The organism is Ruania alkalisoli (assembly GCF_014960965.1).
Taxonomy (GTDB): domain Bacteria; phylum Actinomycetota; class Actinomycetes; order Actinomycetales; family Beutenbergiaceae; genus Ruania; species Ruania alkalisoli.
This window is the reverse complement of sequence record NZ_CP063169.1, coordinates 729,843-742,191: the sequence shown is the minus strand read 5'-3', so window position 1 is coordinate 742,191 and position 12,349 is coordinate 729,843. Positions and strand designations below refer to the sequence as shown.

The following is a 12,349-nucleotide window of genomic DNA, read 5'->3' as shown; positions in this document are numbered from 1 at the left end:
ACTCGCCGTCACTGCGTTGGTGGCCGCCAACGCAGTGACGAGACGCAGGAGTCGAACAGGAGCCGCATCGAATCGACCCACGGATCGTCCGGCGCCATCTCGGGCTTGCGTGCGAATCCTGCCACGAGTTGGAGGGCCCGACGACGCTTCGATCCCGGGATCGGTGTCAGGTACACCACGGAGTGATTGATGACGGTGTCGGTCCCCATCCGGGTGTTCTTCTCCTTCTCCGCCCGCAGAGTCCGCTTGTCACCGAACAGCGGCGTCGCCCCGTGGCTGCTGAACAAGGTGCGAGCCACGTCGTCGAGAGATCGCTCCGGCTCGGCTCGCAGGATCGAGGCGTTCAATGATGAAGGGACGAACAGGGTGTCAGGCCCGGGGTCAGTGGCAGAGAAGAAGGCGAAGACGCCGTTCTTTCGCATGTCCTCGAACGCCTGGTCGAGCGCGGTCTTCATCTGGGCGAACAGGTCTGGCCGGTGACTTTCCATCAGACGGCGCTTGACCGCGGCAAGCATCCGCGCTTGCGTTTCCTCGTCCGGCTCCTGCCGGCTCCAGCCTGCAGGAAGGTTCATCTCGAACTCGGGATCGGGACGGACCCCGAGCTCGTCGCGCAGACTCGGCACGCTCATTGATCATCCTCCACGTTCCACGGCGCTTCCTCCAGCAGACCTGACGGAGCGATCGAACGGAATTGCCTGCCGCCGGCGTCCACCATCCTCACCGATTCCATCAGCGCGACCAGACCAGGCAGTGCGTACGCGACCAGTGGTGCGAACGACTCGTTGATGCTGAGCATCAGCGTGGTCTCGCCATCGTCGAACACCAGGTGTACCGAGGCCGTATCCATCCGGGTGCCGTCACGCTCGACCACCCCCTCGATCGAGCACTGCAGCCCTGGACCGATGTGCGGAGCATCAATCGAGTGGCACACGGCATCCAGCTCCGACCAGCGGGGAGCCACAGCGGTGTCGAGGATCGTGACATGGCAGAACACTGACCCCGGCCCTCGCGTGGGCCAGACCTGGAAGATGCCGTGCGAGGGCGACGTCGAACGAATCTCAAGCGCCTCACGCAGACTGGGGAGCACGTCGTCAGGGCCGATCTCGTTCCCGTCGTAGCCCCGCGTGCCAATAGCTGTGGGGAGCGCCTCGAGACAGGCGGCGAGCCACTCCCGCTGCTCGGAACTGCTCATGTTCCCCGGAACGTAGAACCAGCCCGGAATCTGCAGGTCATCGACGACGTCCAGGAACCACGTGGATCCCTGCTGCAACGCCGTCACAGGCCAACACCCACCCAGCCTGGAGTCTTCGGAAGGTCAGGAAGCGGCGTCAGCTGCGTGACCGAAGCACCCCGACCGTAGTGCCCGAGCAGGTTCCCTACCGTGCTCAGACCGAAGTCGATCCCGGCGAGGTTACGCACCGAGTTCATGTATCGGGCGGCGTCGTCGACTTGATAGAAGGCGCGGTGGGAGGCCCAGACGTCGTCAAACCCCTTACCGCCGGTGAGGAGCTTCGTGATCCCCGCCCTGGCACCACCACTTCGCCATAGCCCGATCAGAGAGTCGTCGGCGATCCTGAAAGCCGGTCCGCTCAGCTTCCCGAAGTTGCCGAGCATTCCCTTGCCCATCGCCTGGAAGGCTGCCTTGTTGAAATGCAGCCCCTTGGTCAGGTTCGCCAGTTTGCCGACCGGTAGGACACCGAGTGCCGCCAAGGCTATGTCCCACCCGGTGGCATCGCCCTCGGAGTACTCGTAGATCGTGACGGCAAGGTAGGCCAGACCCGCAACGAGAGCCAGGGCCGCGAGGATCGGGCCGCCAATGATGAGGGCGGCGATCCCGAGGATCAACGAAGCCCAGCTGAGGAAGCCCTTGATGAAGTCGCCCCAGTTGTCCCAGAAGCTGTCCTTGATCGAGTCGGCCATCTCCTCGCCGATGCCCTGGACAGCGTCGTCGTAGGCCTCTTCCCACGTGTCGTAGTCGTTGTCGAACGCGATCGCCTCGGCTTCCCAGTTCTCGTAGGCCTCCTGCTTGGCGGCGTCCTCGTCTGCCTGTTGCTCGGCCTCCGGGCTCCCCTCGTCCGGCTGTCCCCAGCCGCCCGCGCCACGCGGGATCCGCATCGACCCGACCGGTGGCAGGTTGTAGAACGTGCTCCACAACGTCTCGCACGTGTCAGCGTGCCCGTCGATCTTCGGCTTGATCGACTCCAACGCCTCGCCGTACCCGCGGATCACCGGCCCGACGGGTTCATACAGGTCAGCAGCCTCATACAGCACCGAATACGAATCGCCGATCGACTCGCGCAGCGCATCGACCGCCTTCCCCTGCTGATCGGTGGCCCGATTCTTGATGCTCTCCAGAACGCCGGCGCTCTCGCGCATCTGGCCCCCGAGCGTCTCGATGTCGGTCCCCCGCGAAATGATCTCCTGCGGGCTGCCCTCGACATGCTGAATCGTCCGGTAGCGCGGCGACAGTGGCATGAATGTCATCGAACCGTTCCCTCATTCTCCCCGTGCATCGGTCTCACTCCTCCGGCTCGAGGGCAAGCGCGGTCTCGGTTTCCCATTCCTCGACCCCTTCGATCACGCCGTCGACGTGCTCCTGGACCTTTGCAAGAGCTTCCTTGAGATCGTTGCGCTTGTCGTCCCAGCGCTCCTCGAACTCGCGAGCCTCAGATCGCAGTTTGCCCTCACCGAAGGGGTAGCCGATCGCGGCTTCCAACGCCTCCGAATTGCTGGTGGCGTTCTCGAACTCCTCGACGATGTCGCCGAGTTGAGTACTCATCTCCCGCAGCTCGTCCAGCGAGATGTAGATGTCAGCCACGGCCCCGGTTCCTCACGCTTGTCCCTACCCTTGCCGGTGCACCCGCACCACTGTCTGACCATGTCTGCGGACCGCAGGCGGTCCGCACGAAAGGCTGTGGGACCGGCCATACGCGGCCGGTCCCACAGCCGATGTCGTCTCGATCAGCCGCCGGCGAGCTGGTCGTCCAGATCGCGGATGGACTGCGCCATGTCCCGCAGCGCCTGCGCCATCTCGCTGACTCCCTCGGAGGCATCCTTGAGGCCCGAGGTCATCTCGTCGTAGCCGTCCTTGAACTTGCCGGACGCCTTCTCGGTCTTGAACCCGTCCTCGACGAGCTCGTCGACGTACCCCTGGCACTCCTCCAGCGCGGTGTCGATGCTGTCCTTGCCGTCGTCCAGCTTGTCAGCAGTGGACTCCATCTCGTCGTACGTTGCACCGAAGTCGCTCATCGATCCCAACCTTCCTACGTATCGGTTCCGGGCCCCTACTTGGATCACCCAGGAAGGACTCTATGGTGGCGTGGCCGCCCGCTCAATGGGGACTGGTCCCCATGGGGTACCCGCCTCCCTCACAAACCCTGCACGGCCCGCTCGGTGTCCGGCAGAGGTTCCCGACGGCGTCCGTCACCGTCCACGAGCGGCAGGTGCATGGTCACCGCGCGGCCGGCCTGGACGAAGATCCCTCGCCCGTCCGGGAAGTCGGTGCGTTTGACGCGCCCGAACGGCACCTTGAACAGCGTGTCGCCATCGTAGGTATCGGGCTTGAGCGCGATCCCCTGGCGGGGCGACTTCCACTCGCCCAGCACGCCGGAACCACCACCCGCCCTCGAGACGTCGGCCTCGCCGACCAGCAGGTGATCGCTATTGTTCAACGCCTGCAGCATGGCGCGCACGGCACGGTCCGCCGGACCGTCGGCCAGGTGCGGAACGTCCTCGACGACGATCATGATCCTCCCCGGGACGCTCTCGTCCGCGAGGATCTCAGTGAGTTCGGTCGCAAGCTCCTTCTCGTCGTCGGGACGGGTGGCGCTACGCACCCAGTCCCGGAACTCGGTGAGCTGGGCGCGCCTGCTGCCGAAGTGGAACAGCTTGACGTCCGGATCGAACCGTTCCACCGCCGTCACGAAGGCGCGTAGCGCGTTGGTCTTGCCCGACTGCGGCGGACCGGTGATCGTGAACGAGCCGATCGGGTCGAACCCGCGCGGAGAGAGGGTGTCGTCGGCGATGCCCACCACCGGCAACCCGTCCACGCGGTCCGGCAGGTCCTCGATGCTCAGGCGCCTCGGCAGCGACCTGATCTGCGGCGCCTCCGGCATGCCCCTCTCACGCAGCTGCTCGGCAAGTTCATCGAGCACCTTCGTCTGCTCGGCCACATTCGTCGAGCCACCGAGCACGGCGGTCTGGACCTCGTTCTTGTCCACGACCGCCCGCCCCGGAGGTGACTGGTCGTCGAGGACATCCTTGGGCGCCCCGAGCATGAAGTACTGGTTCGGGTCCGCCAGGCGCAGGATCACCCGGCGGGAGATGTTGGAGACCACGGCGGTGGGGACGGCACCGCCCCGGTCGGCCGTGAGCACCGCATGCACACCGAGCGGGCGGCCCTCACCGAGTATCCGCATGAACATGCGGTAGAACGGGGCCCTCGCGGAGGAGATCTCCCACTCTTTCTTGAACTCGGGAAAGTTGTCGATGAGCAGGATGATCCGCGGCATCGACGGGTCCACCAGGTCGCGGTACTCGCTCAGGTTCGCGGCGTTCGCGGCCGAGAAGGCATCGGAGCGGCGGCTCAGCTCGGAGTCGAGTGTGCGCAGCAGACGCTGCAGGCGCTCGCCGTCGTCACCATCGATGATCGATCCCACGTGCGGCAGCCGTTCCAGCACCCCGAGCGCACCCGAGGCGAAGTCGAGTCCGTACACCTGGGTGCTGCCGAGATCCGGTCGCATCCCCGCTGCGGTCGCGATCGTCTTCAGCACGGTCGACTTGCCCGCGCCGGAGGTTCCGAAGATCAGCAGTGAACCGTCCCGGTCCGGTGCGAAGTAGACCGGGTCCTGGCGCTGGTGTGCCGGCAGGTCCGCCAGGCCGAGCAGCACCCGGCCATCGCCCTCGGCGGGCAGATCGCGGACGTCGACCACAGGAGCAAGATCATCCAGCCACGGGCGGCGAGGAATGGGCAGGTTCGCAAGATCGGCAGCCCGGATGAGCGTGTTGACCACACACCGCTGATCGTTGGGACCGAGATCCTCGTCGTGGGAATCCGACTCGGGGGGGCGCTCCGGTTCCCACTCGGTCGTGGAGCCGAACCGCAGCTCGGCCACCCGGACCTCGGCGGAGACCACTTCATTCTCGGTGGTCCAGCCACCGGCGTAGGCGGACTGGAACGGCACCAGTCGCCCGGGGCCGGTCTTGGCGATGCCTCGCCCGGGGATCGAGGGCGGGAAGGTGGCCGCGACGGGGTCGTCCACGACGTCCTTGGAGTCAGCCTCGTCGGCCATTCGCAGGGCCACCCGCAGGTTGGTGTTGGCGCGCAGGTTGTCCTTGATCACACCGGCCGGGCGCTGCGTGGCCATGATGAGGTGGATTCCGAGCGAGCGGCCACGTTGGGCGATGTCGACGACGCCGTCGACGAACTCAGGAACCTCCCCGGCGAGCGCTGCGAACTCATCGATCACGAGCACCAGCGCCGGCGGGCACTCCGGATCCTGCCGCTTCTCCAGCTCCAGCAGGTCCTTGGCCTTCTTCCGGTTGAACAGGTGCTCGCGGTAGTGCAGTTCTGCCCGCAGGCTGGTCAGAGCACGTCGCACCAGGTGCTGGCTCAGGTCCGTCACCAATCCCACGCAGTGCGGCAGCTCCACACAATCGGCGAACGCCGACCCGCCCTTGTAGTCCACGAACAGGAAGGTCACCCGGTCGGGACTGTGCGCGGAGGCGATTCCCAGCACCCAGGCCTGCAGGAACTCCGACTTCCCGGCACCGGTGGTCCCGCCGACGAGAGCGTGAGGCCCCTGGGTACGCAGGTCCAGCGTCATCGCGTCGCTGGCACCCTGACCGATGATCGCGCGCAGATTTCCGGCCTTCTTCAGGCGCGGGCGGGGCGTGTCCGATCGATCCACGATGGTGTTGTTCTGGCGCCACCGGTCCACCACGGCCTGCGGCTCGCGGGCCACCTCGTGCCCCACCAGGGAAAGGAACATCACCGAGTTCGGGATGTCGGAGGAGTCGTGGACGACGGTGCTCGCGTCCACCACCGGAGCGAGCCGCTTGGCAAAGGTGTGCATGTAGGCATTCGAGACCCCCTCGATACTCACCCCCTGGTAGGCCTCACCGCTGCGGACCAGGCCGACCGTCACCTCCTCGAGTCCCGCGGTCACGTCCAGGTAGCCGCGGCAGACAGCGGGTAGCGATTCGACGGTCGGGGAGACGAACACGGCGTGGACGCCCACGTCCGCCCCTCGTTCGAGCACCTGCACCAGGCGCGCACGGTCCACCGGTGCGTCGTTGGTGACGAAGACGACCACGTTGATCGGATGCGGGCGCTTCATCTGCTCCGCAGCACGGCTGACGTCGCGCCCATAGTTCATCGGGGTCCACCGCTCCGCGAACGGCCCCCGCGGGTCCGGGCGTGACCCACCCCGCAGGACGTACTCCTCGAGTGAGTTCAGCAGGGCGTTCGCCGCCGGTGCCGAGTCCGCGAGCGGGAGGCTCTTGAACGGGCTCGTCTCGCTGGTGGTGTGCGGGAGCCACTTGATCCACTCCAGCTCTCCGGCCCACTCCGCGTCGGTGAAAGCGACGGAGACGACCTCGTTCGGGGCGTGCAGTCCGAAGATCTGCACGGCGAGCCCGCGCATCGCATCCGAGGCGGGCCCGGTCGGTCCTGAGACACCGATCGAACCGAGATCGCGCAAGGTGTCCATCACTGGAACGCCATCGACATAGCGGTAGCGCTCCTTCAGACGATCGAGGCGTTCGATGTACTCGGGCAGTCCATCCTGGGAGTCACGGTCGGCGATCGAGTTCCGCGACGGAGCGCGGCTGATGCCCAGCCGTAGGGCGAGGAAGTTCCAGTGCTCAGGTCTCCTGGTCCACAGCAGTGGGCCGAGGCGCATCGCGTGCTCGAAGACCTCGGCGACCGGCGGCACCTCCTCGTTGCGCGCCCGCTCCTCCTCGGGTTTGGCCCGGTAGAAGTTCTCCTCCAGCTCCTCGAACTGCCGCTCGAACAGCATCAGTTCGTGGTTGCGCTTATTGCCGGTCTGGTTGCGCTGGTTGACGAAGTTCCCCAACGCCATCAGCGGGGTCATGACCACCAGCAGGAGTGCACGCGGCCGGTCGGTGATGAAATAGATGGACAGCGCCATGATCACCGGCGCGACCAGCATCACCCACGGGAAGAGCTTCTGCACTGCCTCCGTGGGCAGCCTCGGCGGCGGGAACTCTGTTCCCGGGTAGCGGACCTCCACGCGCGGGCTCCGGTTGAACAGCAGCCCCCCGCCGCGCTCGAGCACCGGGTCCTCACCGGTGCCGTCGAAGTCGCTGGCCAGGTAGAGCACCAGTGTCGTGCCGCCGATCACGAACGGCTTCCCGGGAACCAGCCGCACGCGCTGGACGAGCTCACCATCGACCAGCACACCGTTGGCCGAGTTCAGGTCGACGAGCTCGACGTAACCACCAACCTCGATCCGGGCGTGCCGCTTGGAGACCATCGGATCGGCGAGCACGATCCCGTTGCTGGGATCACGTCCGATGGAGGTGTGCCCCATCGAGAGCGGGAACTCCTGGCCCCGCAACGGGCCGTCCGTGGCTCGCAGCACCCCGACGCTGCGAGCGCCGGCCGGGGTCGACTGCGCAGATCGCGCGCCCAGGTTGAGCACCGACGCGGCGAAGCCGGAACCGATCGAGGCCTCCCCGATGGGCACGTCGGGCTGCAGCGGCTCGAGTCGGTCCGCCGTCGGTGGGGCCACTGCCAGCGTGAGTACATCGTGCTCACCGGCGATGATCGAACGAGCCGGGTCGGAGTCGGCGATATAGCGAGCGACGTCGGCCGCGGTGGCGGTCGAGTCGGCCGTCACCACGATATCCGCCGGGGCCAGGCCCTCGCGGTGCAGCATCAGCTTGACCTTCACGAGTCAGGCCCCCTTCGTGGCAGTGCGGAGTTCGAAACCATCATGCGGGAACGACCGTGGCGGTCCGTTCACCGATCCTGAGTGTGTCACCAGCGACCGCCAGGGCCGGGGTGCCCGGCGCGAGCTCGCGCTCGATCCCCTGGTGTACGATCCCGGTGCCGTTGGTCGAGTTCTGATCGAGCACCTCGATCCCCCCCTGGCCCGGGCGCACGAGCAGGTGCGTCTTCGAGACCGAGCGGGTGTCGTCAGACATGGGATGCCGGTGGGCATCCAGTGCGGTGTGCGGCGCCACCGGGTTGCGACCGATCACCACTGGTCCCGACACCGGCACCACCTCGCCCGAGTCGAGCTGGAGGGCCAGACTCGTCGCTGCCTGGGGGTGAGCCGGCACTGGGCCGGAGGGCGGCGCGGGTGCCGGGTTCGCGGCGGGCTTGGGAGGTACCGGAGCGTGCGAGTGCTGCGCCGCGCCGACGGGGGCAGGAGGCGCCTGCGACGGCGGGGCCGGTGGGACCTCGGAACCGCCAGCGACCGGAGACGCAGCACCCCACGGCGACCCAGTCACCACCGGTCCAGCGACCGGCGGCGCCGGTACGTCAGGAGTAGTTGAGGGCGATGCGGGAAAGTCCGGCCCGGGCGTCCCCTGCTCGGGACGACCATGTGGCGACGGTGAGGCGGAGAGCTCGGTGGGGGCGCCGTCGTCGGACTCCTCCGGCTCGGACGGGCGCCGGTAGGCGCCGAGCACGGGGTGACCCGGAACTGGCTGACCCTGCTCACCCACCGGCTGGGGGGTCTCCATCCCGGAGAGGCCGACCACCGGCCGCGGTCCCTCCCCGTGCGGGCGTGCCACCCCGAGGACGCCAGCGCTGACGCGTGCGCCCGGACGATAGGCCTGTGCGGCATCCGGGTCGACCGGAGTAGCCAGCGACGGCAGCGGTTTGGGCTGGGCGACCGGCTCCGCGGTCACGGTCTTCCGGGCGATCCGCATGCGCTTGGCGTCATAGGGCTGCAGGCCCTCGCGGACGTCCACCAGCCACAGCCTGCCGACCCGGTCATGCCAGCCACGACCCCGCTTCTCCGGATCGAAGAGCGGCGAGAGGAGGAACAGCAGCGGGCCGACCAGCACCACGCCGGACGCCCAGACCACGAGGACACGCAGCAAGACTCGAAAGACACCCGGACGTTCCAGTGTGGCGACGTTGATCGAGCGCAGGCCCATGATGCCCTTGCCGATGGTGATTCCTTTGCGCCCGTGGAAGACGAGCTGGACGATGCAGTAGGCCAGGCTGAGTGCAAACGAGACGGCCAGCATCACCACGGCGAGGATGAACTGGGGATGATTCGTGAAGCCGTACCAGCTGATTCGGGCGTCAAGGAACTTCAGCAGCAGCGGGAGGGTGAACACCCAGTAGGGCACCTGCAGCAGCAGGTAGATCGCGGCATCGACGGCAGCGGCCACGGCGCGGCGCGGGAGGGGCGCGGGCACCAACCCCAGCGCAGCCGCATAGTGCGGATCGGGGCGACCGGTCTCGTCCACCCCTTCGACCTGCCGGTCGTCCTCACCGACTTCCCAGATCGTCACTGGGCTCCTCCCGCTCTCTCACGCACTACTCCGCCCACACCGTACCGACCCGAGGGGACACGCGGCTCTGGCAGGATCGGGGACATGTCCCCATCCGGCGAGACTCCGGCAGACCAACCAGCCACCGCGTATGGTCCTGACGGCGGTCAGGACGCCGCAGAACAGGTCACCTTCTCCGACGGGAGCCGAGCCGAACTGATCCGTGACGGCGAGGGCTGGACGTTGCGGATCGACGGCATCCGGCAGGCTCACGTGGGCCCGGTCCACCAGCCGCCGGAACTGACGTCGGTGCGGTGGATGCTGGCCGCACTCGGCGATGCGCTCCCGGCCCGGTCAGCACATCTGGGGGGCAGCCTGCTGACATTGCCGCGCGCGATCGCGGCCCGCCGGCCCGACGCCGAGCAGGTGGTGGTGGAGCTGGAGCCGGCGCTGGTGACGCTGGTGGAGTCACGCTTCCCACCTCCGCCCGGAGTGCGCATCGAGGTCGGTGATGCGCGCTCCTGGCTGGAGGCGCCGACGGCTGGTGACCTGGACGCCGTCGTGCTGGACATCTTCGCCGCGAATCGCATCCCGCCGGCGTTCACGTCCCTGGAGTGCTTCGCCGCGGCCCAGAAGACACTACGGCCGGCCGGTGTGCTCGTGATCAACTCGGTGGCCGGTCCGCAGCTGGAGTTCACCCGGCGCGAGATCGCCACGCTGCGGGAGCTCTTCGACCACGTCGGCATGATCATCCAGGGTTCGGTCCTGCACGGAGCACGCTTCGGCAACGCGACGCTCATCGCCTCGGATGCACCCCTGGATGTGGCAGGCATCCAGGCGAACCTGGCCGGCGACTCCTCCAAGGGGGTACTGCTGACGGACCTGGGCGAGATCGTGGGCGATGCCGCTGCGATGACCGACGCGGACGCCATGTGGTCGCCGGCACCGAACCTGCCGGACTACGAGGGCGCGCTCACAGCGATCGACGCGATGCGGGCCATGGTGCGGGAGCTGAAGCCGCCGCGATGACGGACCCGATCACGAACTGATGTCAGCCGTGGTGAACCGGCTCCAGGCGATGGTCCCGGCGAGCAGCACCCAGACGGCCTGGACCACCAGCCCGGGTGCGAGCGCGGCCGGGTCGACCTCGAGGCGAAGGAACTCGGCGAAGTCGATCCAATAGTGGGTGAGCAAGCCGGGGTGGATTGCTGAGAGCTGCGGCAGGCTGTCCAGTACCGCGGAGACGACCGCGACAGTCACCGTCCCGGCCATGGCGGCGACCGGGGTTTCGGTGAGGGTGGACAGCAGCACACCGACCACGACGAGGCCACTCATCGACATCGCCACGTAGGCAGCCACGCCGAGCACTCGGAGCAGACCTGCACCAGCGGTGATGGTGTCCCCGGAGAGCAGCACGAGATCGGAGATCCCGAACAACGCCCAGCCGGTGATCAACCCGACGAGCGCGATCGTGATCACCGCGGCTGCGGCGAAGCACAGGGCCACGACCGCCTTGACGAGCAGAAGCCTGGTGCGCGGCACCGGCACGGTGACGAGGGACCGGAGCGTTCCGGTCGCGGCCTCCCCGGCGATCGTGTCACCGGAGACGATGCCGATCGTCAGGGGAAGCAGGAACGGCAGGCAGGTGAACAGTGCCGCCACGACGAGGAAGAGCCCGTTGCCGGCGACCCGTCCGATGAAGCCCGGCCCCTGGGATCCCAGCACGCTGTCCTGAGTGATGAAGATGACCACGCCGAGCAGGATCGGCACGGCCGCCAGACCGAGCAGCAGCACCACATTGCGACGCCGCCCGAACACCAGGCGAAGCTCGCTGCCGAGAAAGCGACGCAATCCACCCCCGGTGCGGTGCGCCGTCGCGGGTGTGGCGGTTTCAGCGGGCGACATCGAAACCCTCCCCGGTCAACCGGACGAAGACGTCCTCCAGTGTGGGAACGCGCTCGGCCAGCCCCAGCACCGGAATGCCGGCAGTCACCAAGGCGCGCGTGACGTCTTCGGGGCGAGTCTGACCGAGGAGGGCATGCAGCTCGGTGCCGTCGGTGACCACGTCAGTCAGGCCGAGGGTGGTGAGCACCTGCGCGGCGCCGGCCGCGTGCTCAGCATCCGTGCGCACCCACAGCTGCCGGTCTGCCTGGGACGTCAGGTTGGCGCGCTCCCCCTGAAGCACCAGGCGACCGGTGCTCATGATGCCGACGTGTGTGCACACGTTCTCGATCTCGGCGAGCAGGTGCGAGGAGACCAGAACGGTGGTGCCCGCCTCAGCGAGCTCACCGACGAGCCGGCGCACCTCGCGAGTGCCCTGAGGGTCGAGACCGTTGGTGGGTTCGTCCAGGACGAGCAGTTCCCGCCGGCGCAGCAATGCGGCAGCCAGGCCGAGTCGTTGCTTCATCCCCAGGGAGTACTGCCGGTACTTCTTGTGTGCCGCGGCCCCGAGCCCTACGCGTTCCAGCGCCTCGTCGATCCGGCCCTTGCGGTCCGGCGGAGCCGTGGCATCACACGCATCCAACCGCACGAGGTTCGCCCGCCCGCTCAGCCACGGGTGGAACGCTGGCCCCTCGATCAGCGCACCCACCCGGGCAAGCACATCCGCGCCTGCGGCCGGCATCGGCCGGCCCAGCAGCCACGCCTGCCCGCTGCTCGGACCGATCAGCCCGAGCAGCATCCGGATCGTGGTGGTCTTCCCGGACCCGTTCGGGCCGAGGAAACCGTAGACAGCTCCGCGCGGCACCTGCAGGTCGATGCCGTTGACAGCGACCTGCCCGGAGCGGAAGCGCTTGGTCAGCGCCTGCGTGCGGATGGCGAACTCGGCGCCCTCCTGCTCGGCGATCTCCTCAGGGGCGCGTGCGGCACGCGGCGA

At 67.7% G+C, this 12,349-nt stretch carries 10 protein-coding genes; 1 reads left to right on the top strand and 9 read right to left on the bottom strand.

The window, feature by feature from the left end:
• Positions 1-8: 8 nt before the first annotated feature.
• From IM660_RS03035 to IM660_RS03005, 7 genes are all read right to left on the bottom strand, one after another.
• The gene (locus tag IM660_RS03035) at positions 9-629 is read right to left on the bottom strand and encodes a protein TPRXL (protein WP_193497958.1); all 621 of its coding nucleotides are present in this window, start codon (positions 627-629) and stop codon (positions 9-11) included.
• Positions 626-1,279, bottom strand: coding sequence for a hypothetical protein (locus tag IM660_RS03030; protein WP_193497957.1), 654 nt, complete (start codon positions 1,277-1,279; stop codon positions 626-628). The genes IM660_RS03035 and IM660_RS03030 overlap by 4 nt, the downstream gene beginning before the upstream one ends.
• Positions 1,276-2,475 (bottom strand): hypothetical protein, encoded by a 1,200-nt coding sequence (locus tag IM660_RS03025; RefSeq protein WP_193497956.1) that lies wholly within the window; start codon positions 2,473-2,475, stop codon positions 1,276-1,278. Before IM660_RS03025 ends, IM660_RS03030 begins: the two co-directional genes overlap by 4 nt.
• Before the next feature lie 43 nt (positions 2,476-2,518).
• Complete coding sequence (locus tag IM660_RS03020; RefSeq protein ID WP_193497955.1) at positions 2,519-2,818, bottom strand: flagellar protein FlgN; 300 nt, start codon at positions 2,816-2,818, stop codon at positions 2,519-2,521.
• A gap of 143 nt (positions 2,819-2,961) precedes the next feature.
• Complete coding sequence (locus tag IM660_RS03015; protein ID WP_193497954.1) at positions 2,962-3,249, bottom strand: WXG100 family type VII secretion target; 288 nt, start codon at positions 3,247-3,249, stop codon at positions 2,962-2,964.
• Between the two features lie 119 nt (positions 3,250-3,368).
• Positions 3,369-7,901 (bottom strand): type VII secretion EssC family protein, encoded by a 4,533-nt coding sequence (locus IM660_RS03010; protein ID WP_246465104.1) that lies wholly within the window; start codon positions 7,899-7,901, stop codon positions 3,369-3,371.
• 55 nt (positions 7,902-7,956) lie between these two features.
• Positions 7,957-9,495 carry an RDD family protein gene (locus tag IM660_RS03005; RefSeq protein ID WP_193497952.1) on the bottom strand — a complete coding sequence of 513 codons (1,539 nt, stop codon included), beginning with the start codon at positions 9,493-9,495 and terminating at the stop codon, positions 7,957-7,959.
• Between the two features lie 84 nt (positions 9,496-9,579).
• Between IM660_RS03005 and IM660_RS03000 the strand changes: the two genes are divergently transcribed.
• Positions 9,580-10,503: a spermidine synthase gene (locus IM660_RS03000; RefSeq protein WP_193497951.1), complete on the top strand. Its 924-nt coding sequence runs from the start codon at positions 9,580-9,582 to the stop codon at positions 10,501-10,503.
• Between the two features lie 9 nt (positions 10,504-10,512).
• Here the strand turns inward: IM660_RS03000 and IM660_RS02995 are convergent, their stop codons facing one another.
• A complete protein-coding gene (locus tag IM660_RS02995; protein ID WP_193497950.1) occupies positions 10,513-11,379 on the bottom strand; it encodes an ABC transporter permease in 867 nt (288 codons plus the stop codon).
• Complete coding sequence (locus IM660_RS02990; protein WP_210769115.1) at positions 11,366-12,319, bottom strand: ABC transporter ATP-binding protein; 954 nt, start codon at positions 12,317-12,319, stop codon at positions 11,366-11,368. The genes IM660_RS02995 and IM660_RS02990 overlap by 14 nt, the downstream gene beginning before the upstream one ends.
• Between the last annotated feature and the right edge of the window lie 30 nt (positions 12,320-12,349).